Origin of the sequence: Corynebacterium sp. HMSC05D03 (assembly GCF_001807205.1) — a bacterium.
In the GTDB taxonomy this organism is placed as follows: domain Bacteria; phylum Actinomycetota; class Actinomycetes; order Mycobacteriales; family Mycobacteriaceae; genus Corynebacterium; species Corynebacterium aurimucosum.
Window position 1 is genome coordinate 54,027 of record NZ_KV788173.1, and the last position, 20,477, is coordinate 74,503.

The window sequence follows — 20,477 nt, forward strand, 5'->3', positions numbered from 1 at the left end:
TAGGTCAGAGGGAGACCCAGAATGTCACTGATTGATAGGACTAAAGAGTTCTTCGGGCTAGGCCCGATGGACATGGACGCCGACGATGCTTACTACGCAGACGAGCGCGCTTATAGCGCTCCGGCGTATGCACCTTCCTACGAAAAGCAGGAAGAGGAATTTGTCCCGACTATCGTGGCGCTGTCGCTCGTTTCCTTCGACGATGCAGCGAAGGTTGGCGGCCCCTTCCGTGACGGTGACGCAGTGGTCTTCGAGCTCACTGACGCTGATCGCGGCTCCGCAAAGCGCTTCGTTGACTTCGCTGCTGGCCTCTGCTTTGCACTGGAAGGCCGCATGAAGAACCTGACGAAGGGCGTGGACACCAGCCGTAAGGTTTTCGCTATCGTGCCGAAGGGCGCCGATATCTCCACTGTTGAGCTCGAGCGTGCAGCGCACCTGCGCTAAAAACTTCGCGCTTTAACCGCTTCAGCGCCTTTTCTCCCCTGTGTTGGCTAAGGGGGAGAGGGCGATGGGGCGGTTTGTTGGTTTTCTCGCTATTTCCCTAGCGGTCTAAGCGGAGCGGTATTCTCGGCGGCGGTGCGGCTGCCGCGGTGCCATCTCTGTTCGCCGAGGGCGAACCCTCGGGCAGGGGAGTACCGTCCGCGGGGGTGGTTCGGATAGGCTCGGGCACTGTGAATGCTTTAGGTTCAATTCTGCTCGTCGCCGTGAGTCTTTACTCGTGGATTTTGTTGGCGCGCATCGTCATCGAGATGATTCAGTCTTTCTCGCGCCAATTCAATCCGCCCCGCTGGTTCATGATGGTTGCCGAGGTGCTCTTCGTCGTCACTGACCCGCCAGTTAAGGCGCTGCGTAAGGTTATTCCGCCGCTGCAGCTAGGAGGCATTGCGCTCGACGTTTCCATCATCGTTTTGTTCCTGCTTTTGTCCATCCTTTCGCAACTTATTGGCTGGCTATTTTTCAGCGCCAATGGGCTTGCAATGTAATAAACGGGTGTATTAAACCCTCCTGTTAACGTTGAGACTCGTGCCAGCGTTAGATAATGTGTTGATTCGGATACAATGAGTTACCACAATCCGTATTATTAACCGCATATGTACCCGGCCTCTGGACCCTCTAGAGGTTTGACCGATTCGTAAGGGGAAGAGAAGTCAATGCCACTGTCACCAGCTGATGTACACAACGTCGCTTTCAGCAAGCCGCCAATTGGCAAGCGTGGCTACAACGAGGATGAGGTCGATCAGTTCCTCGACCTCGTTGAGGATGCTCTTGCTCAGCTGCAGGATGAGAACGATGATCTCCACGCCCAGGTTGAGGAACTGAAGTCTCAGGCTCCGGCTCCCGCTGCTGGCGGCGCTTCTGCCGCAAAGGTCGATGAGGCCGCCGTACGTAAGGAAGTCGAGTCCAAGCTGCGCGCCGAGTACGAAGCAAAGCTGGCTGACTCCAAGAACGAGATCGCCAAGGCCAAGGAAGAGACCAAGCGTGCGCAGGAGCAGGCGAAGGCCGCTCAGGCACAGTCCGCCCAGGCACCGGCTGCTCAGGCGCAGGACAACTCCGCGGAGCTTAAGACTGCTCGCGAAGAAGCTGCTGCTGCCAAGCGCGAGCTCGAGGCCTCCAAGAAGGAGCTGGAGCGCACCAAGAAGGAGCTGGAGTCCGCAAAGAAGAACTCGGCTGCTTCCACCACTGCCTCCTCCGCCGCTGCTGTGGCTGGTGCAGGTGCTGCTCAGTCCACCGAACAGGGCCTCGCCACCCCGGATACCCACATGCAGGCCGCCCGCGTGCTGGGTCTGGCTCAGGAGATGGCGGACCGTCTTACCAGCGAGGCTAAGGCTGATTCCGAGTCCATGCTCGCTGAGGCTCGTACGGCTGCAGAGAAGCAGCTTGCCGACGCTGACTCGCACTCCAAGGCCCAGCTTGCTGACGCCCAGAAGCGCTACGATGCACAGCTGCAGGAAGCCGATACCCGCTCCAAGAAGCTGGTGGCGGATGCCGAGAACAAGGCAAAGCAGACTGAGTCTGACGCAACGTCCCGCGCCGAGGCACAGATTCGCCAGGCTGAGGAGAAGGCAGCTGCCCTGCAGGCGGATGCCGAGAAGAAGCACACCGAGGTCATGAACACGGTCAAGCAGCAGCAGACCGCTCTGGAGGCTCGCATTTCCGAGCTGCGTACCTTCGAGCGCGAGTCCCGTACCCGCCTCAAGACCCTGCTGCAGTCTCAGCTTGAGGAGCTGGAGTCCCGCGGCACCGCTGCTCCCAACGGTGAAACCGGCAAGTCCAACAATTAATCAGTGAATGAACGGCGTCCCTGCGGGGGCGCCGTTATTCTTTTATGTAGGTATACGTTCGTAGGTATACATTCTTTGTAAAGCACAGAGCCCTTAGTCATTGGTGAGGGAAGGAGAGCACGCATGCTTATCGGCGCATTGCTGTTGGCCTTTGTCGCTTTCTTGGCCTTCGTGAACTACATCCTCACTGCCGCTGAGTGGTCTTTGTACCTACTCTTCGCTTCCGCCGGGGTGGGCATTGTTCTTTTCATCGCAGACACCGTGATTAAACTCCGCCGCAAGCACGACGAGTAGCCCGGTCCCGCAGAAAACCTGTAGCGCGCGTATCTCGGACACGACGAGTAGCCCTCGGTCCAGTGATAATTCTGGGTGGAGGGCTGCTTGTGCGAAGACTCCTAGTTGTGTAGCTCCTAGTCGTTTCTTTCCGGGGTGCCGAATAGCCCGGGAGGCGCTTGCAACGGCGTGGGCGGTGGGGGAGGGCCGTGTGTCCTTTTCGCTTTACCCCCGACCCGAGCCATGCGGCCGCGACCCGGCGGCGCATTCGGATCGTCCTGGTTCACCCCGTTGTGATAGGGGCAGAGCATCACCAGGTTTTCTTGGTTGGTGTACCCGCCGTTCTTCCACGCGATGAGATGGTGAACCTGGCATTCATCGGCTGGTTTCATGCACTTATCCCACGCGCAGACTGGGAACTCGGCCATAGCCATAATGCGTTGCTTGATGCTGGCCGAGCGCTCCTCGTAGTAGAGGTTGACCGGCCCGTGATAGGGGTGGAAAAGGGTCGCGAGTGCGCCTTCTTTATCGATCTCATCAGCGATGACCTTGTTGAGGTATTCCGCGCCGGTCATCGTGGCACCGTTGGTCATGTGAAGGGTGATTTCCTCGCCGTCACCGTCGAGGATCTTTGTCATGGCCTCCAGTGGTACGAGGATATTAGTCTGCAGGCCGCGGCGCGGGGCAGTACCTTTGAAGAAGGCCTCGCGGATGGACTTGAGGGGGCGTTCGCGGTCGATGGCGTCGCTAAGCTCTGCAATCAGGTGCGAGGGACCTGTTATTGCCATCGTCCACGGTGCATTGCGGCGGCGGTAAACAGTCACGCCCTCTTTCGGCGTGGGTGGTGCCGAGTGTTCCTTGAGCTTCTTTTTCGCCAGTGTTTCCATCGCGAGGGTATCGGCGCTCGTCCGGCAGAGTTCAAGACGCAGTTTCCAGCTCAACGCTTGTGTTTTGGCTTTGCGGGCATAGCGGTCGATGATCTCCAAGGTAGGCAAAGAATGCCTGCGTTGGCGCGCTGCCTTCACTGCGTCACGTTGCATCCGCGTCATGGCGGTCTTGCCAAAGAAGCTCGTATGCAGCCGTACCAACTCCGCCGCGGTTTTGTCTGGGGAACCGGCGGCGATGAGGTCTGCTTCAGACATGCCTTCGCACTCGGCGACGACATCGATGCCGGCCCCGAGTGCGTTGAGGAAAGTCTGTAGCGCGTTCATATTTGTGGAGCTTAAAACACCTTATGACCTGTGCGCATTAGAAAAAATGTTCCTGTGGAAAACCTTATCCCAGGTGCCTCTTTTATGTACTGGCGTTTCTATTTTGAGGCTTTCGGGAACCTGGGCCTGTGAAAACTTGACCGCCTCGCTATACTTTTAGGCATATGCAGTGAGCCGGCTATCACCGGGGAGCATTCCGGAAGAACGTGCTTCGCGCTTAGCGGAGCATTATTAGAACCGGGCGGGTAGGGACCGTCATCTCCTTCACATCAACGAAGCGGGGCGCCTCGGTGCCCAAGCGGGGTGGTACCGCGAGCCGCAAGGCGCGTCCCCGCCACAGCGAACGAGTGAAGGAATTTTTAGATGAGTAATAACCCCGCGAACGTCGGCAGTGTTTATCCCAAAGTCGATATGACTGCTGGGTCTTCCCGTTTCCCCGATATGGAGCAGGAAGTCCAGAAGTACTGGAAGGGCGACGACACCTTTAAAGCCAGCCTCGAGCAAACCGAGGGCTGCCCCGAGTACGTCTTTTATGATGGCCCTCCGTTTGCCAACGGCCTGCCGCACTACGGTCACCTGTTGACCGGTTACGTCAAGGACATCGTCCCGCGCTACCGCACCATGGCCGGCAACCACGTCCCGCGCGTCTTCGGCTGGGACACCCACGGTCTGCCGGCGGAGCTGGAGGCAGAAAAACAGCTCGGCATCACCGATAAGGCCCAGATCGAGGAGATGGGCTTGGAGAAGTTCAACGAGTACTGCGCCAAGTCCGTCCTCGAGTACACCGATGAGTGGGAAGAGTACGTTAACCGCCAGGCCCGCTGGGTGGACTTCGAGAACGGTTACAAGACCATGGACTTGAACTACATGGAGTCCGTGATGTGGGCGTTTAAGGAGCTCTATGACAAGGGCCTGATCTACCAGGGCTTTAGGGTACTGCCGTACTCCTGGGCTGAGCATACTTCGCTGTCGAACCAGGAGACGCGCCTGGATGATTCCTACAAGATGCGCCAGGATCCGACCCTGACGGTGACCTTCCCGGTAGCTGGCGCTGTGGAGGGAAGCGCAGCGCAGAAGACGTTGGCGGATAACGCCGAGCTTGCCGATGCCTCCTTCCTCGCCTGGACCACCACCCCCTGGACCCTGCCGTCCAACCTGGCGCTGGCGGTCCACCCGGAGGTCGACTACGTCTTGTTCAAGGCCACCGAGGGCAACTTTGCTGGCCGCACCTTCATCATGGCCGAAGCGCTCACCGGCACCCTGGCCAAGGAGCTGGGTGAGGCGGAAGTTCTCAAGACGTTCAAGGGCGCTGAGCTAGAGGGCTTCAAGTACCAGCCCATCTTCGATTTCTTCCCGGATGTCGAGAACGCCTACCAGCTGCTGCTCGCAGATTACGTCACCACCGAGGACGGTACCGGCGTGGTTCACCAGGCTCCGGCCTTCGGCGAGGACGATATGCTCACCTGCCAGAAGTACGGCGTGGGCCTGGTCATCCCGGTGGATGAGGACGGTAAGTTCACCTCGCAGGTGCCACCCTACGAGGGCCAGCTGGTCTTCGACGCTAACAAGCCCATCATCAAGGACCTGAAGGAAGCTGGCCGCGTGGTGCGCCACGTAACCATCGAGCACTCCTACCCGCACTCCTGGCGCTCCGGCGAGCCGCTCATCTACATGGCTCTGCCAGCATGGTTCGTCAAGGTGACCGAGTTCCGTGACCGCATGGTGGAGCTCAACCACAACGAGATCGAGTGGCTGCCGGAGCACATCCGCGACGGCCAGTTCGGCAAGTGGCTGGAGGGCGCTCGTGATTGGAACATCTCCCGTACCCGCTACTGGGGCGCTCCGATCCCGGCGTGGATCTCCGATGACCCGGAGTACCCGCGCGTGGATGTCTACGGCTCTCTGGATGAGCTGGAGCGTGACTTCGGCGTGCGTCCTACCAGCCTGCACCGCCCGCACATCGATGAGCTGACCCGCCCGAACCCGGATGATCCGACGGGCAAGTCCACGATGCGCCGCGTGCCGGATGTGTTGGATTGCTGGTTTGAGTCCGGTTCCATGCCCTTCGCACAAAAGCACTATCCGTTTGAGAACAAGGAGTGGTTTGAGAGCCACTCGCCGTCGGACTTCATCGTGGAGTACTCCGGCCAGACCCGCGGCTGGTTCTACGTCATGCATGCGCTGTCCACCGCGCTCTTTGACCGCCCGGCCTACAAGAAGGTTGTGGCCCACGGCATCGTTCTGGGCAATGACGGCCTGAAGATGTCCAAGTCCAAGGGCAATTACCCGAACGTCAACGAGGTCTTTGACCGCGATGGTTCGGATGCCATGCGCTGGTTCCTCATGTCCTCGCCGATCTTGCGCGGTGGCAACCTCATCGTCACCGAGCAGGGCATCCGTGAGGGCGTGCGCCAGGCCATCCTGCCGATCTGGAATGCCTACACCTTCCTGCAGCTCTACGCTTCCCAGGACGCGACGTTCGATGTCAGCTCCACCAACGTTCTGGACCGCTACATCTTGGCCAAGACGCATGACTTGGTGAAGAACACGAATGATGCGCTGGCGAATACCGATATTGCTACGGCAACCGAGGAGGTTCGTCTCTTCGCGGATGCCTTGACCAACTGGTACGTGCGCCGCTCCCGCGACCGCTTCTGGGAGGGCGAGGAGACCCACCCGGAGGCCTTCAACACCCTGTACACGGTCCTGGAGACGGTCTCTCGCGTGGTGGCTCCGTTGCTGCCGCACGTGGCTGAGGTCATCTACCGCGGCCTGACCGGTGAGCGCTCTGTGCACTTGGCTTCCTACCCGAAGGCCGAGGACTACCCGGCTGACGCGGACCTGGTGGCCGCCATGGATGCCACCCGCGCGGTGGCTTCGGCGGCGTCGTCTGTGCGCAAGTCCAATAAGCTGCGCAACCGCCTGCCGCTGCCGAAGCTGACCGTGGCGATGCCGGATTCGGCTCGCTTGGCCGACTTTAAGGACATCATCCGCGATGAGGTCAACGTTAAGGACGTTGAGCTGACCGATGACGTCGATGAAGTTGGCACCTTCGAGGTGGTCTGCAACGCCAAGGTGGCAGGCCCGCGCTTGGGCAAGGACGTACAGCGCGCCATCAAGAACCTGAAGGCGGGCAACTACGAGCGTGACGGCGAGGAGGTTATCGTTGACGGCGATATCCGCTTGACCCCGGATGAGTACACGGAACGTCTCAAGGCTGCGAACCCGGAGTCCACGGCGCGCGTGGACGGCGTGGATGGCTTGGTGGTATTGGATACCAACGTCACCGAAGAGCTGGAGGCTGAGGGCTGGGCGGCGGATGTCATCCGTGGCCTGCAGGATGCCCGCAAGGCCGAGGACTTCGTGGTCACCGACCGCATCACCGTGGTCCTGTCTGTCCCCGCGGAGAAGGAGGAGTGGGCGAACCGCCACCGCGAGCACATCGCGGCGGAGGTGCTCGCTGTCGACTTCGCTGTGACGACCGAGGCTCTCGCGCCTAGTGCTGGCCAGAACGTCCATGATGTTCTTAAGGGCGCGACCGCCACGGTGGCTAAGGCCTAAGGCGACAACAGCGACGTAAACGGTTGCAGAAAAGCTCCGCTTCCCGGATGTGGGAGGCGGAGCTTTTTGCGTCTGTGCACAGGAAGCGAAGGGCGGCCTAAGGAAGGACGCCGTGGTTACGGGATGTTCGGGAGATTGCCCTGAGCGTAGGGGTGTCTCGGGAAGATGCAGTGATTGTGGGGGGTCTGCGCTAGCGGCGGGTGCCGGGCAGGTGCGCGCGCCAGGCAAGGATAACGTTGATGAGGCAGACCAGCGCCAAGAAGCTGCCGATACTGAACAACGCGGTGAAACCTATGTAGGGTGCAAGCGCGCTGAAGGCCATGGGGATGAAGAAGCCGGTGTAGGAAATGGAGTAGTATACGGCGGTCAGGCCGGCGAGCTCGCGCTCGCCCGCGATGCGCTGGACTTCAGACAAGCCGGCGACGAGAGCTAGGCCGTATCCCGCACCCATCGTCGCAGCGGCTGCGATGCCGAGCGGGAGGGAGAGCGAATGAGCGGCGAAGGCCCCGAGGATGGCGCCGACGGTGATGACGAACATGGCCAGCGCCGAGGCGCGTGCAGACTGATGGGTATCCACCAGACGGCCCAACATCTGGACGGCGACACCGCAGCCGAGGGTGATGACAGTCATCAGGCCGGAGAAAGCAATAGGGGCATCACCTGCTGAATCGGACAAGAGCTGTGGCAGCAGCGCATAGGCTGCTCCCGCGCAACCGAATACCCACGGGGCCACGGGGACGACGACGCGCAGGAAACGCTTGTGAGCAACGGCTGGGATATGCAGCATCTCCAGCATGTCGCGCACCCGAAGCTCCAAGACTGTGGTCTTGACGTCGCCTCGGCTGGGCTGGCGGGTCTCCGGGGTATGGAGGATCCACACGGCGGTCAGTAACGTAAGCAACATGTGGAGGATATAAGCCGTGTGGGTCGGCCATGGGCCCCACTGGGCGAGTATCGAAGCGATACCTGCGCCCACGAGGAAGCCTGCGGTCAAACACAAGGACGCTTTGCGGGCGCCTGCCGCCGGGTCCCCGCCAGCACGCGTGATGAGCTCTGTAATCCACGTTGAGCCCACGGCCATGACCAACCCCAAAGCCATGCCGCACAGGACGCGCCCCAGCGCAATGATGAGTGGCTCGTTGGGGGCGATGGACAGCAAGAAAGAGCCTGCCAATGACAGCGGTGCCGCGGGGAGCAGCAGGGGGCGGCGGCCAAGCAGGTCGGATAGTGGGCCGCCAATCAGCAGGGCGGGGATAATACCTACGACATAGGCGGCGAGGAGCCCATTGACCGTAACCTGGGAAAAATTGGAGGTCTCGCGATACATCACCAACAGCGGGGTGAACTCGTTTCCTCCCCACGCCACGGCAATCATTGAGCCAGCGACGGGGTACCACGCACGCTTTGGGAGCGGCGCTTCGAGGGAGCGGATGGGCGACCCTGTGCAGGCAGAGCTTTCAGTGCCTTCAGAGCTTTCGGTAGTGGTGTCGGCTTCTGTACAGGCGTCGGTTTGGGTAGCGGGCGCCTCGACAGCAGAGCTCGAATGCGCGGATACAGTCACAGTTGCTTCCTTGAGGAGTTGAGGTGGGAATGGAGTTCGGTCAGGTAGGAGTCGATGTCGCCGGTGCGGAGGGCGTCGGCAAGCACTGCGTGCTGGGCCACGAAGGCGCGGGCCTTCTCAACGCTGCGGCCGATGGCGGTGGCGGTAAAACGCTGTTGGCGCTCGCGCAGCGTGTGGCCGAGGTGCGCCAGCAGGCGGTTGCCGCCGTTGTCCATGATGGTTTGGTGAAACTTAGCGTCTAGTTGGGTATAGGTGCCCAGATCGCCAGCGTCGAGGGCGGCATTCTGTTCCTTGATGGTGGCATCGAGGACATCGGCAATGAGTTCACGTTCCTCGGGGGATAGCCCGCAGATGTGGCGCGCAGAGTTCTCGTCCACGAGGAGACGGGCCTCGTAGACCTCTCGGATCTCGCGGGGGCTAATCGGCACGACCAACGCGCCACGTTTGGGGTAGAGCTTCAAAAACCCTTCCACCTCCAAGCGGAGGAAAGCCTCGCGTACCGGGGTTCGGCTCATCCCTAGCTCGGCGGCTAGGGCGGCTTCGGAGAGCATGTCCGAGTCATCGACCTCATCATCGATGATGCGGCGCTTGAGGTGCTCATAGGCCCTTTCTGCGGCAGGTACCTTGTCTTTTTGCATGTATACATGATGCATGCAAGCGGTACCTAAGATCTAGCTCAAACGTCCATTCGTGAGACATCGATCACGCGGCGGGCAAGTGAGAGCTAGTTCTCCGTGCGCCGCGTGAGGGATACAGGAGAAGTATCAGAGGTAGGTGAGGGAGGCAGTGGGGACGTCGTATAGCACTGCGTTACCCATGCCGACCCAACCGATAAAGGGAGATTTCGCAAGTACCCGCGGTTTATGGACATGCCCCAGAATCCAGGCATCATAGCCACAGCTCTGTAGTTCCTCAGGCGTCGCGGGGAGGCACATGCTTTTGGAAAACTCCCCAGTCGCGGATGTATGCAGCAGGCCTACGTGTGGCTCGTTGCTTCCACGCGTGGGGAACGCGAGCGTGCGGGGGTCAGGGTCTGTGGCCACTGCGGCAGTGATGATGATGGCGCCGGCGCAGTGAAAAGAATGAACTTCGGTGGGGTGAACGGTCACAGACGACGGGAAACTGAGTTTGTGGTGGACGTCGTGGTTTCCGGAAATGAAATGGACGTCGCTGAAACGCTTGCAAGCGCGGGACATGACCTTCTGGGCTTGGGGTACGTACGTGGCTGCGTCTGCTTTACGGTCAATGATGTCACCGAGACAGACACACGCATCCGCGTCGGTGGTCTCGAGCACGTCGAGCGCCCACTCCATGCCGGGCGCGCCAGGCCGACCAAGGTGAAGATCCGCGAAAATAAGAATGCTAGCCACGTGCCCGCCGTCCTTGCCACCAAGTGATAAAGACTAGAACGGCAGTGGAGGTGCCTACACCGATGAGCGTCATCGCCATGGCTTCGGCACGGTGCCCCTGGTCAAACTGGTTCATAATCCACGGCGCGAGCAGATTGAGCTGGCTCGGACGGATCAGGGAAGACATAACCAGCTCGCGGAATCCCACGAAGAACGCCAGGAGCCAGCCGGCGGAGATGCCCGGGGCGAGCAGCGGCAAGGTGATGCTGCGCAACGTGTGGGACACGGAGGCACCGGATACGGCGGCGGCCTCGTACACAGTGGGGGAGACAGCACCGGCAGAAGTCTTGATGTTCTGCACCGCCATGGGCAGGAAGAGAACAGTAAAAGCCATGACGAGGATGACCATGGAGCCGTACGGTGTCCACGGCAGCCACGGAGCGTTCCATAGGAGAATGAAGCCGATGGCGAGCACAATACCAGGGACCGTATCCGGTGCTACCGCCAGGAAGTCCGCGACACGGGCGCTGACCTGCCTGGTCCGCTGAGTGAGCAAGGTGACGGCGATGCCGAGGATGACCGCTGTTGTGGCGCCGATTGCGCCGAGGGCGATGGAACGCAGCAAAGCTTCCTGGGCCGAGGGCATCTGGAGGACGATGGCGAAGTAATCAAAGGTGAGATTCTGCGGGGTCGGGGGCGCGGAGCGCAGAATGGTCATCGCCGCAAGCGTGATTGAGATATACGGGATGAGCACCGAGCAGGCGATGATGAGGAAGGTGACTAAGCCGCCGAGCGCCTTGCCAGCAGCGCCGATGTGGAGTGAGACCTGACGGGAGACTCGTCCACCACCGGTGAGGTCTCGCCGCGAGACCCATTGCTGGAATGCCCACGCGCCGACACCAAGTGCGAACAATACTGACGAGGACGCTGCTGCATCAGAGAAACTCAACGGGTCAATAGTGACGTCTTGGTAGATGGAGGAGACCAAGACTGTGAAGCCGATGGCGTTTCCCAAGGTAACCGGGGTGCCGAACTCGCCAGCGGCCTTAATGAAAATGATCAACGCGCCGAGCGAATACGGGCCCACGACGAGGGGCAAAATGATACGGCTTACCTGTTGCCAACGGCTGGCGCCAGCAACCTGAGCCATTTCCAGAGAGGACGCAGGGATCGATGTCAGGCAGTTGCGCAGGATGAGATAAAGAAAAGGGAAGAGCTCGCACGCCATGATGAAGGCCATGCCGGGAACCGAGTAGATAGCGTCATGCGCAAGCTTGCCCACGGTATGGCCGAAGAGCAATTCGGAAACTCCACCGCGGCGAGTGAAATCCATCCACGCCATTGCTGCGGCAAAGGGGGGAGTCATGAAGGGAATCATGATGGCGACTTCTATCCAGTTCGCCTTTGAGAACGGCGTCCACGCGCGCAAGAAGGCTAGCGGGACGGCGAACAGAGTAGAAAATACCACCACGAGGAGGGAGAGGATGACCGTATTGAGTAGTACCTCTCCCATGCCCGGCTCCACAATCTTGTGGAGGGAGGAAGACTCATCGCGGTATCCCACCACGGCGCTGATGAGCACCGATACCAACGGCGCGGCGACAAGCACGAGCAGCACGATGAGTACTGCATAGATACCAAGAGTGCGCTGTGGGCTGCGGGTAGTAGTGCTCATGAGGTGGGGTTACTCCGTGGTGAGAAAGTAGGGACTACTTCAGGTAGCGCTCGGCGAACTTTTCCTTGACGTCCTTCGAGGAAGAGGCGATGCCATCGAGATCTTCGTTAAGGGTCTCAATCTCCTCCAGCTTCGGTCCGTTCTTCGGGGCGATGTCGGTGTTGGCTGGGATCATGTTCTTGGACGCAGAAATCTCCTGTGCCTCATCGGAGAACATGAAGTCAACAAAAGCCTCGGCGGCGTCCTTGTTATCGGTGGTCTTGAGGATCATGACTGGTCGCGGGGTGACGGTAGTTCCGGAGGACGGGATAACAACCTCAAGCGGCTCGCCCTTGGCTTTAGCGGAGTACGCCGAGTAGTCCACGCCGCCCATGACGATGCCGCGGGAGCCGGAGGTGACCTGATCCAAGGCCGGACCGTTAGCGCCCTGAACAATCATGCCGTTGTCGAAGAGCTTGTCAAAGAGCTCCCACGTCTTGTCTTCGCCCCACTGGTCCACCATGGCGGCAATGAGGTCAGCAGCCGTGCCAGACTCGCGCGGATCCGGCATGATGACCTGATCCTTGTACTTTTCGTCGGCGAGGTCCTCCCAGTCCTGAGGGACGGAGTCCACCACGTTGGTGTTGGTAACCAGCGCCAACGCGGATCCATCGCGGCCGGTGAAGGTGCCGTTCTTGGACACCCAGCTCGAGGTGATCTTGTCAGCGCCTTCCGGGGTGTACTCTTCCAGAGCGCCGGCCTTGTCCTGCTTGGACGCAGCGGACCAGGAAGCCAGGTAGACCACGTCAGCCTGCGGGTTAGCTTCTTCCGCCTTGAGCTTGGCAGTAATCTTTCCGGTGGTGTCGGCGAAGACGTTGACCTTGACATCGGTCTTTTCCTCGAAGGCCTCGACGAGGGCGTCGGTAAGACCCTGCGGGTTCGCGGAGTAGTAGTCCAGCTCGCCGGAGAGTCCTTCCGGGGCCTCCCAGGCCTCAGCGGTGGACTCAGCGCCGGTGTTGTCAGCGGAGGAGGCGTCGGTGGAGTCGGCTGAATCAACAGAACCGCAACCGGCCAGAGCCAGGGCGGAAGCAGCGGTGGCAGCCACAGCGAGAGAAAGCTTCTTATACAGCATGGAGAATCCTTAACAGTAGAAAACAGATGAGATTAGTACGCGAGACGTACTGTCGAACCACGTTCGACTCGGGAGCGGCTGTAAGCCACCCAAGGTTCGTCAGCGCCCTCGACATCGCAGTGCAACTCGTAGCGCCCGCCGATGTACTGAGCAGTGCGGACGGTCCCGTCCACGTGGTGCGGGAAAGACCCGATGTCTTCCTCCGCGCCTAGGACGGTGAGGTTTTCAGGACGGACGTCGGGAAGCCCGGCGCGGCGGTTCATGGTGCCCACGAAGCCGCCGACGAAGGGAGTGGCGGGGGAATCGTAGAGGGTAACAGGATCGGCGAACTGTTCGATGACACCGTCTTTCATGACGACGACTCGGTCCGACATCGACAGAGCCTCGGATTGATCGTGGGTGACGTAGATGACCGTGAGGCCCAAGTCGTGGGCGAGAGCGGTGAGCTCAGCACGAATCTGGACGCGTAGAGCGGCATCGAGTGCTGAGAGAGGCTCATCCATGAGGAGCAACTGAGGGTTGGAGACAAGTGCGCGGGCGATAGCTACGCGCTGCTGCTGGCCACCGGAGAGCTGATTGGGGCGAGCTTGGGCCTTCGGGGTAATACCGACCATGTCCATGCATGTGCGCACCCGTTCGGCGCGTTCCGCAGACGACAATTTGTTCCCCGCGGTCGTGAGAGGAAATTCGATGTTCTTCTCCACAGTCATGTGTGGCCACAGCGCCAGATCCTGGAAGACCATGGACAAGTTGCGCTTATTCACCGGAACGTTCGTGTGTGGGCCGAACATTTCTTTGCCGGAGAAGGTGATGGTGCCGGCATCAGGAGTTTCGAGGCCTGCGATGCAGCGCAGAAGGGTGGACTTGCCACAACCGGAGGGGCCGAGGATAGAGATGAACTCGCCGGAGTTAATGACGAGGTCAGTGGCATGGAGACCGGTGTTGTCCGCGAACTCGCGCTTAATGCCGTTGATGACCACGTGGGCTTGGGAGGCAGGGTGTTGGGGCGAGAGCTGAGAAGGCACAGCGAAAGAGGTTAGGAAGAAAAAGTAACCGAGGGGAGTCGGGGCGGTTACAACAGCGGTAAGTGCAGATGAATAGTGGGTTTCCTACGGGTAGAGCTTAGACTGGAGCGCATGCAGCGCTGGGTTCTTCACATCGACATGGATGCGTTCTATGCCTCGGTGGAACAGCTGACTCGGCCCACCCTGCGCGGTCGTCCGGTGCTGGTGGGAGGGACGTCCGGCCGCGGGGTCGTCGCGGGTGCTTCCTATGAGGCGCGCGCTTATGGCGCGCATTCCGCCATGCCCATGTTCCGCGCGCAGCAGCTCGTGGGTTTTCGTGCCGTGGTGGTGCAACCTCGCCGAGCAGTCTATTCGGTGGCTTCGCGCCGGGTATTTGAGATCATTGCGGAGCACGCTGGGGTCATCGAGCAGCTTTCCATCGACGAGGCCTTCATGGAACCTGAGGCACTAGTCGGTGCCTCAGCCGACGAGGTTCGTGAGTGGGCAGAGAACCTGCGCCGCGTGATTCGAGCGGAGACGGGCCTTCCCAGCTCTATTGGTGCGGGTGCGGGAAAGCAGAGCGCGAAGATCGCCTCGGGGGAGGCCAAACCGGACGGCACCTTCGTTGTTCCACGAGAGCGCTTCGAGGAGCTCATTCACCCGCTGCCGGTGGGAAAGCTGTGGGGTGCGGGGCCGGTCACCCAGCAGAAGCTTGCCGCCATCGGAGTGGAGACTATCGGCCAGCTGGCCGCAATGAGCCGCAAGGAAGTCGAGATTTCGCTCGGCGGTGTGGTGGGTGTGCAGTTGTGGGAGCTTGCCCAAGGGATTGATGAGCGTCCAGTTGCCCCGCGCGCGATTGCCAAACAAATCTCCACCGAGTTCACCTATCCCACCGATCTGCGCACGGCGGCAGAGGTAGATGCGGCGCTGATTCGCGCGGCGCATGGCGCTCATTCCCGTTTGTTGAAGGATGGTCGCGGCGCGCGCACGGTGACGGTGAAGCTGCGGATGGCGGACTTTCACATCGAGTCACGCTCAGCCACCTTGCCCTATGCGACAGATGATCTGAAGGTGCTCGAAGCCAAAGCGCTGAGTTTAGCGCGCTACCCGGAAGAACTCGGTCCTATCAGGCTGGTGGGCGTGAGCTACTCAGGGTTGGAGCAGGCCCGCCAAGACGTGCTCTTTCCGGAACTAGACCGTGAGATCGTGCGCCAGGACCCAGACACGGACTATGAAACCGGGGTCAGCGATTATCTGCCGGGCAGCACGTCCACCCCAGTCGATGTCTCCTCCACTGCAGATTCCGAGGAATCGCCGAGCCGCAAATGGCGTGCTACTCAGGACGTTTATCACCCCGACTTCGGCCACGGCTGGATTCAGGGCGCGGGCCACGGAGTGGTCAGCGTGCGCTTTGAAACCCGTGCTACGGGCCCGGGGTTTGTGCGCTCCTTCGCCGCTGAGGATGAAGAGCTCCGCCCAGCCGATCCGCTGGACTCCTTGGCCTGGGAGGACGTCCTGCCGGGCAATGATGCCGAGCTTGACGGTGACGTCGCCCCCGAGGGGGCGGTAGAGGCCCCACCACGCGAGGACAATTAGCCCGCGGTATAGGCCGTGCTGGTTGGTGCCTTACTAAACATCTCTGCCACCGGCGTGCCTGTAGCAAGTGCCGCAGCAAGCATAATGCGGGCCTGCCCGGCGCGGAATCCGCCGGCGGCCACCGCGCCCATCTCGCCCAAGGTGGCGCCACCGCCAGCGCCGCCATAGGCCAGCTTGGTATTCCCGTAGGGAGTTCGGGTGCTGATCACCACGGGCACGCCCGCCTGCAGCGCGCGGGTCACCCCGGCACCCATCTCCGCGCCCATGTTTCCCGAACCCATCGCCTCGATGACGAGGCCGGAGGCGTGTTTAAGGGAGGCGTCGACAAGCTCGGCTGATGCCCCCGGGTAGGCCGCGATGATCTCAACGGGGTGATTGGCCAAGGGCGCTAGGGGGAGGGGCGCTAAGGTGGAGACTCCCACCGGTAATTCCTCAAAGCCGTTGAGCTGCGAAGTATGCCACTTGCGCGCACCGCGCCCAGGGATAGTCTTGCCGCCGAACTGCACCCACACGCCCGGCTTGCCGGAGCGCAGAAGCCCATAGGCCTCGCGCAGGTTGCGCGGGCCATCACCGGCCGGGTGGTCGAAGGCGCGCTGGGCGCCGGTGAGCACGATAGGGCCATCGCCTAAGTCAAAAAGGGACAAGGCCAGCGCGGTTTCCTCCATGGAATCGGTGCCGTGCGTGATGAGGACGCCGTCGATGTCTGGGCGGGAGAGCTGTTCGCGAACGCACAACAGGAGCTCATCGAGGTCGGCCAACGTAATTGAGCTGGAATCTAGCGCGCGGAATTCCACCACCTCAATGTCGTGCGTGCCGCCGTCAGTGCCCAGAGAAGCGGCCAGTTGCTGGCCGCTAACGGTGGGGACTAGGGAACCGTCACGGACCGTCGTACAAGCGATGGTGCCACCGGTGGCGATGAGGGCAAAGGTCATGCCAGCAGGCTACTACAGCCACGCACCTGCGCGGGAAACCCAGGGCTGGGTTCACGGACGCTAAAGTAAAAAGGATAAACCACGATCCCCTACGTGAGGAGTATTTGTGAAATCCTTCAAGCTGAGCGCCGCCGTCTTGGCTCTGGGCGCCGCGACTGTCCTGTCCGCCTGCTCGTCTTCTGAGGATGCAGCGAGCGAGAGCAGCACCGCCGCCAAGCCTTCGGGCGAAACCTCCGCCTCGCAGGTTGTCTCCACCGAGATGCCCACTGTGGAGCAGCTCAACGAGATTCTGTCCAAGGCCGCGGACCCGAACCTTCCCCAGGAAGAGAAGGTGCAGCTGGTCCAGGGTAGCGAGACGGCGCCGGAGCTTTTCGACGTCATGTCGCAGTCCCAGGCCGAATCCGGTGCCACCTTCGAGGTCGTGGCCCCGGTCATTCCGGGCCTCGTGCCGGATTCCGCGCTGGCGACCGTCCACATCAATACCCCGGATGGTCAGCAGCAGACCGCCGACCAGGTGGAGTTCATCAACGAGAGTGGTACATGGAAGCTGTCTAAGACCTGGGCTTGTGTTTTGGTCACCAACATCGTCCCGCCGGAAGAGGTTCCGGAGATGTGCGCCGATTCCGTGCCGGAAGACGCAGCGGCGCCTGCCGACGCCCCCGCTGAAGGCGAGGAAGTGCCAGCCGAGCAGGCCCCTGCCGAGGTGCCTGCAGAGGACGCTGAGGCTCCCGCTGAGGCCCCAGCTCAGTAAGCTCGGCCGACAAAAACCTCAGCGCCCACCACCCACTGGCTTTTCTGCCAGTCAGGTGGTGGGCGCTGTGTTGTCTGGAAACCCGTGACGCGGCTGCCGCGTGCAGCGGCATAGGCGCTGAGCGCGCTAGCTAGTCGGTTGTGAACTCCATTTCGGTGGCGCTGGTCTGCACCACGCGAAGATCGGAGCCTTCCGCACCATAAGAAATGGCGGTGGTCACAGAGACATCGCCGGCGGTGGGAAGCGGCTTGGTCAGATCAACTGTGACCGAGCCTTCCGAGGTGGAGGTGTGATCGAGCACCTTGAGTTCTTTGCCCTGCAGTTCCTCGGGGGCGTCGGCACCGTTAAAGGACAGCGCGCCCAGGGAAGGACGCTGCTCCACCTTGACGCTGAGGGTGGCGGTATCCCCGTCCAGCTTGTCCAAGGTATATGTCGTGGTTTGCAGCAGCGTGGATTCGCCAGTGACGCGCGATTCCACCATCCATGTCGCGCCGGGGCCGATTTCCTCATCTGGGAAGACGATGGGCAGGGAGGTCAGGCTGGTGATAGCGCGCTCGACTGTGCTGCGGGCCTGATCGGTTGCTGCCTGCGGGGCCGCTAGGCGCAGAGAATTCATCTGTCCGGTATCCGTACCACGCCACCCAAACTGGAAACCCTCGGCGGAGGAGACATCCGTGCCGTCAGCCTCGGGCTTGCCCACGGTGACGAAGGCGTTGCGGCTCGCCGGAAGCTGGCCTTCGACGTTCTCGGTGGCAGCTTCCACCGAAGCCTGCAGCGGAAGAGTGACCGTATCCTCGGTCGCCGGCGAAGGGGCAGCGCTGCCATCCTTGCGCAGCTGCTGGTCGAAACCCGTGGCGACCTTGTAGGTCAGCTCCTGAGAAGCATCGAGATCCTGATAAGCCAGAACGCGGCTGGCACCGTCACCGGGCTCCAAGAGGGTGACGCGCGGGGCGTCGAGGGCCAAGCCGACCGGTTCTTCGACTGGCTTGGACGGCTGGGAATAGGAACAGCCGGCGAGCGCGCCGCTTACTCCTAGGACGGTGGCGGACAGGACTGCTAGAGCTCTCACACGAAACACGCATTCCAAATTACCGGATGAGCCTGTTTAGAATGGAACGGGTGAAAGCAAGGAGTTATATCGGAGTGATGGTTGCGGTGGTGCTCGGTGTGGCTGCCGTCGACCAAGCCGTGAAGGCGCTGATGCTGTCCATCCTCACCGAAGGTGAAGCCTTACCGGTGTTCGGTGACTGGTTCCGCTTCTACCTTTTGTTTAACCCCGGCGCGGCCTTCTCCATGGGAGGGGAGGGCTCGACGTGGCTGTTTACCACAATCCAATTGGCCTTCATTGTCGGCGCGGCCATCGCCGCTCCGCGTATCCACGACAAGTGGCAGGCCATCGGGCTGGCAATGATCGCTGGCGGCGCGCTGGGCAATTTCATCGACCGTCTGGTCCGTGAGCCAGGGTTCTGGTTCGGCCACGTCGTGGATTATATCTCCGTGGGCAGCTTCGCCGTGTTCAATATCGCGGACGCGGCAATCACCTGTGGCGTGGTGGTTTTCATCATCGCGATGTTCTACTCAGAGATGAATGAGAAGTCGGAAGAGCAGGAAGCGGGGGAGTGTAATGCGCGAAAGCCGTAGGTTGCCGGTACCCGAGGGCCTCGATGGCATGCGCGTGGACGCTGCCTTGGCCAAGCTCCTGGGTATTTCCCGCGCCCGAGTGGCCCAGTTGTGCACGGCGGGTGACGTGGAAATCGACGGCGAGGCAGTGGGCAAGTCCGAGCGCTTAAACGCCGGCGGGTGGATCGACGTCATGATGCCGGCGCCTGAGGAACCACTTGTCCCCAAGGAGGAGCTGGTGGAGGGCATGGATGTCCTCTATGTCGACGAGGACGTCATCTGTGTGTTCAAACCGGTGGGGGTGGCCGCGCACCCGACGTTGGGCTGGGATGGCCCCACCGTCATTGGCGGGCTGCGGGCGGCGGGCTATGCGCTTGCCGACGCCGGCCCTACCGAACGCAAGGGCATTGTCCACCGCCTCGACGTGGGAACCTCCGGCGTCATGGTGGTGGCCGCCAGTGAGCGTGCCTACTCCCAACTCAAGAACGCCTTCCGCGAGCGCACCGTGAAGAAGACCTATCACGCCGTGGTCCAAGGCTTGCCGGATCCCATCGTGGGGACCATTGATGCACCCATTGGCCGTCATCCTTCGGCGGGCTGGAAATTTGGGGTTGTCGATGACGGCAAACCGGCGGTGACACATTACAAGCTGCTGGAGGCCTTCCGCGAGGCTAGCCTCCTCGAAGTTCATTTGGAGACCGGCCGAACCCACCAGATCCGTGTCCACATGTCTGCCACCGGGCATCCCTGTGTGGGTGATCCGATGTATGGCTGTGACCCGAACCTGGCCAAGCGCGTGGGGCTTAACCGCCAGTGGCTGCATGCGGTAAAGCTCGGATTTACCCACCCGGGTACTGGCAGGTGGTTTGAATGCACCGCACCTTATCCCGAGGACCTGAAGCACGCCGTGGAGGTTTTGCGCGGATGAGCCCGCAACGGAGCACGCGCCAGCGCATCTATCGGCGCCGCCGGGCCGCGGCGCTGGTGCTGTTGGCGGTGCTGGCGCTGGTGGTGGTTCTCGCTTTCGGCCTCCTTGGCACCCAGCCCCGCGCGGCGCTGCAAGGAGACCAGCTGGGGCCGGATGGAACCGAGACTGCTGCTGAATATCGCGAACGCGCGGAGGCCTCACTAGCGCAGGCGGACGAGCCAGCCTATGCCCTGGTGGGTTTTAACGAGGCGCTGAGCGCACAGGAGGTCTCCGATGCGCTGAGACCAATCCAGCGCATGGATGCCATCGTGATCGGGCTGGCCGCCCCCATTGCAGTTCCCGAACCTGTCACTGGCGCCACGCGCGTCGACGTCCTCGATACCGTCCTGTCCCGCGTGTCCGACCATGCCCGTGACATGGGGGAGGAGGCACCATCGGAGGTCGACGCCGTCGTGGTGTATTCCGATGGGAGTCAGTTGCGCGCCCTCGCCTCCGACCCGCGGGTCGATACCGTGGAGGTCGCGCCCGAGGATGCCGCATGGGGCTCCTTCGGCGTGCGCCCGCCCGCCAACGTCGGACAGAATGAGAACCGCTAGAACAGCTACCGATAGAACAACCAAGGA

At 61.3% G+C, this 20,477-nt stretch carries 19 protein-coding genes; 10 read left to right on the forward strand and 9 right to left on the reverse strand.

Translation table 11 applies throughout. The annotated features are described in order from the left end of the window. The first annotated feature begins 21 nt into the window (after positions 1-21). The 4 genes from HMPREF3147_RS05015 to HMPREF3147_RS12845 all read left to right on the forward strand — a co-directional run bounded on the left by HMPREF3147_RS05015 (position 22) and on the right by HMPREF3147_RS12845 (position 2,576). Positions 22-444, forward strand: coding sequence for a cell division protein SepF (locus HMPREF3147_RS05015; RefSeq protein WP_012715146.1), 423 nt, complete (start codon positions 22-24; stop codon positions 442-444). Positions 445-671: 227 nt separating this feature from the next. Further along, positions 672-983 (forward strand): YggT family protein, encoded by a 312-nt coding sequence (locus tag HMPREF3147_RS05020; RefSeq protein WP_070445308.1) that lies wholly within the window; start codon positions 672-674, stop codon positions 981-983. Positions 984-1,151: 168 nt separating this feature from the next. Continuing rightward, the gene (locus HMPREF3147_RS05025) at positions 1,152-2,282 is read left to right on the forward strand and encodes a DivIVA domain-containing protein (RefSeq protein ID WP_070445311.1); all 1,131 of its coding nucleotides are present in this window, start codon (positions 1,152-1,154) and stop codon (positions 2,280-2,282) included. A gap of 123 nt (positions 2,283-2,405) precedes the next feature. Beyond that, entirely contained in the window at positions 2,406-2,576 is a 171-nt protein-coding gene (locus HMPREF3147_RS12845) for a hypothetical protein (protein ID WP_167595650.1), read from the forward strand. 116 nt (positions 2,577-2,692) lie between these two features. On the opposite strand, the gene HMPREF3147_RS05030 is transcribed toward HMPREF3147_RS12845, so the two are convergent. Then, positions 2,693-3,766 carry an HNH endonuclease signature motif containing protein gene (locus tag HMPREF3147_RS05030; RefSeq protein ID WP_070445314.1) on the reverse strand — a complete coding sequence of 358 codons (1,074 nt, stop codon included), beginning with the start codon at positions 3,764-3,766 and terminating at the stop codon, positions 2,693-2,695. A 363-nt stretch (positions 3,767-4,129) separates the two neighbouring features. On the opposite strand from HMPREF3147_RS05030, the gene ileS reads away from it, so the two are divergent. Further along, entirely contained in the window at positions 4,130-7,327 is a 3,198-nt protein-coding gene (gene ileS / locus HMPREF3147_RS05035) for an isoleucine--tRNA ligase (protein WP_070445317.1), read from the forward strand. A 190-nt stretch (positions 7,328-7,517) separates the two neighbouring features. Here the strand turns inward: ileS and HMPREF3147_RS05040 are convergent, their stop codons facing one another. From HMPREF3147_RS05040 to HMPREF3147_RS05065, 6 genes are all read right to left on the reverse strand, one after another. Then, positions 7,518-8,702 carry an MFS transporter gene (locus HMPREF3147_RS05040; protein ID WP_209167776.1) on the reverse strand — a complete coding sequence of 395 codons (1,185 nt, stop codon included), beginning with the start codon at positions 8,700-8,702 and terminating at the stop codon, positions 7,518-7,520. A gap of 182 nt (positions 8,703-8,884) precedes the next feature. Next, a complete protein-coding gene (locus tag HMPREF3147_RS05045; RefSeq protein ID WP_070445324.1) occupies positions 8,885-9,526 on the reverse strand; it encodes a GntR family transcriptional regulator in 642 nt (213 codons plus the stop codon). 126 nt (positions 9,527-9,652) lie between these two features. Continuing rightward, on the reverse strand, positions 9,653-10,258 hold the full coding sequence (locus tag HMPREF3147_RS05050) for a metallophosphoesterase family protein (RefSeq protein ID WP_083276442.1): 606 nt from the start codon (positions 10,256-10,258) through the stop codon (positions 9,653-9,655). After that, positions 10,251-11,912 carry an ABC transporter permease gene (locus HMPREF3147_RS05055; RefSeq protein ID WP_070445327.1) on the reverse strand — a complete coding sequence of 554 codons (1,662 nt, stop codon included), beginning with the start codon at positions 11,910-11,912 and terminating at the stop codon, positions 10,251-10,253. Before HMPREF3147_RS05055 ends, HMPREF3147_RS05050 begins: the two co-directional genes overlap by 8 nt. Positions 11,913-11,946: 34 nt before the next feature. Continuing rightward, complete coding sequence (locus HMPREF3147_RS05060) at positions 11,947-13,023, reverse strand: ABC transporter substrate-binding protein (RefSeq protein WP_070445330.1); 1,077 nt, start codon at positions 13,021-13,023, stop codon at positions 11,947-11,949. Between the two features lie 32 nt (positions 13,024-13,055). Beyond that, positions 13,056-14,048: an ABC transporter ATP-binding protein gene (locus tag HMPREF3147_RS05065; protein ID WP_070445333.1), complete on the reverse strand. Its 993-nt coding sequence runs from the start codon at positions 14,046-14,048 to the stop codon at positions 13,056-13,058. A 111-nt stretch (positions 14,049-14,159) separates the two neighbouring features. On the opposite strand from HMPREF3147_RS05065, the gene HMPREF3147_RS05070 reads away from it, so the two are divergent. Then, the gene (locus tag HMPREF3147_RS05070; protein WP_070445336.1) at positions 14,160-15,623 is read left to right on the forward strand and encodes a DNA polymerase IV; all 1,464 of its coding nucleotides are present in this window, start codon (positions 14,160-14,162) and stop codon (positions 15,621-15,623) included. Here the strand turns inward: HMPREF3147_RS05070 and HMPREF3147_RS05075 are convergent. Further along, entirely contained in the window at positions 15,620-16,555 is a 936-nt protein-coding gene (locus tag HMPREF3147_RS05075) for an asparaginase (protein ID WP_070445339.1), read from the reverse strand. The genes HMPREF3147_RS05070 and HMPREF3147_RS05075 overlap by 4 nt on opposite strands. Positions 16,556-16,661: 106 nt before the next feature. Here HMPREF3147_RS05075 and HMPREF3147_RS05080 point away from each other — a divergent pair, with 106 nt between their 5' ends. Then, positions 16,662-17,306 carry a WKL family lipoprotein gene (locus tag HMPREF3147_RS05080; RefSeq protein WP_070445342.1) on the forward strand — a complete coding sequence of 215 codons (645 nt, stop codon included), beginning with the start codon at positions 16,662-16,664 and terminating at the stop codon, positions 17,304-17,306. 130 nt (positions 17,307-17,436) lie between these two features. Here the strand turns inward: HMPREF3147_RS05080 and HMPREF3147_RS05085 are convergent, their stop codons facing one another. Then, complete coding sequence (locus HMPREF3147_RS05085; RefSeq protein WP_070445345.1) at positions 17,437-18,384, reverse strand: DUF6263 family protein; 948 nt, start codon at positions 18,382-18,384, stop codon at positions 17,437-17,439. Between the two features lie 32 nt (positions 18,385-18,416). Here HMPREF3147_RS05085 and lspA point away from each other — a divergent pair, with 32 nt between their 5' ends. The 3 genes from lspA to HMPREF3147_RS05100 are packed head-to-tail and all read left to right on the forward strand — an operon-like array spanning position 18,417 to position 20,450. Beyond that, a complete protein-coding gene (gene lspA / locus HMPREF3147_RS05090) occupies positions 18,417-18,947 on the forward strand; it encodes a signal peptidase II (protein WP_070445348.1) in 531 nt (176 codons plus the stop codon). Continuing rightward, a complete protein-coding gene (locus HMPREF3147_RS05095) occupies positions 18,931-19,854 on the forward strand; it encodes an RluA family pseudouridine synthase (RefSeq protein ID WP_070445351.1) in 924 nt (307 codons plus the stop codon). Before lspA ends, HMPREF3147_RS05095 begins: the two co-directional genes overlap by 17 nt. Beyond that, positions 19,851-20,450, forward strand: a complete 600-nt coding sequence (locus HMPREF3147_RS05100; protein WP_070445354.1) for a hypothetical protein — start codon at positions 19,851-19,853, stop codon at positions 20,448-20,450. The genes HMPREF3147_RS05095 and HMPREF3147_RS05100 overlap by 4 nt, the downstream gene beginning before the upstream one ends. The last annotated feature ends 27 nt before the right edge of the window (positions 20,451-20,477 follow it).

What these genes read in the sequence shown, in the direction of transcription:
- HMPREF3147_RS05015 (WP_012715146.1), top strand. Translation starts at nt 22, where the DNA reads ATGTCACTGATTGATAGGACTAAAGAGTTCTTCGGGCTAGGCCCGATG.
- HMPREF3147_RS05025 (WP_070445311.1), top strand. Translation starts at nt 1,152, where the DNA reads ATGCCACTGTCACCAGCTGATGTACACAACGTCGCTTTCAGCAAGCCG.
- HMPREF3147_RS12845 (WP_167595650.1), top strand. Translation starts at nt 2,406, where the DNA reads ATGCTTATCGGCGCATTGCTGTTGGCCTTTGTCGCTTTCTTGGCCTTC.
- HMPREF3147_RS05030 (WP_070445314.1), bottom strand. Translation starts at nt 3,766, where the DNA reads ATGAACGCGCTACAGACTTTCCTCAACGCACTCGGGGCCGGCATCGAT.
- ileS (WP_070445317.1), top strand. Translation starts at nt 4,130, where the DNA reads ATGAGTAATAACCCCGCGAACGTCGGCAGTGTTTATCCCAAAGTCGAT.
- HMPREF3147_RS05040 (WP_209167776.1), bottom strand. Translation starts at nt 8,702, where the DNA reads ATGATTGCCGTGGCGTGGGGAGGAAACGAGTTCACCCCGCTGTTGGTG.
- HMPREF3147_RS05045 (WP_070445324.1), bottom strand. Translation starts at nt 9,526, where the DNA reads ATGCAAAAAGACAAGGTACCTGCCGCAGAAAGGGCCTATGAGCACCTC.
- HMPREF3147_RS05055 (WP_070445327.1), bottom strand. Translation starts at nt 11,912, where the DNA reads ATGAGCACTACTACCCGCAGCCCACAGCGCACTCTTGGTATCTATGCA.
- HMPREF3147_RS05060 (WP_070445330.1), bottom strand. Translation starts at nt 13,023, where the DNA reads ATGCTGTATAAGAAGCTTTCTCTCGCTGTGGCTGCCACCGCTGCTTCC.
- HMPREF3147_RS05070 (WP_070445336.1), top strand. Translation starts at nt 14,160, where the DNA reads ATGCAGCGCTGGGTTCTTCACATCGACATGGATGCGTTCTATGCCTCG.
- HMPREF3147_RS05075 (WP_070445339.1), bottom strand. Translation starts at nt 16,555, where the DNA reads ATGACCTTTGCCCTCATCGCCACCGGTGGCACCATCGCTTGTACGACG.
- lspA (WP_070445348.1), top strand. Translation starts at nt 18,417, where the DNA reads ATGGAACGGGTGAAAGCAAGGAGTTATATCGGAGTGATGGTTGCGGTG.
- HMPREF3147_RS05095 (WP_070445351.1), top strand. Translation starts at nt 18,931, where the DNA reads ATGCGCGAAAGCCGTAGGTTGCCGGTACCCGAGGGCCTCGATGGCATG.
- HMPREF3147_RS05100 (WP_070445354.1), top strand. Translation starts at nt 19,851, where the DNA reads ATGAGCCCGCAACGGAGCACGCGCCAGCGCATCTATCGGCGCCGCCGG.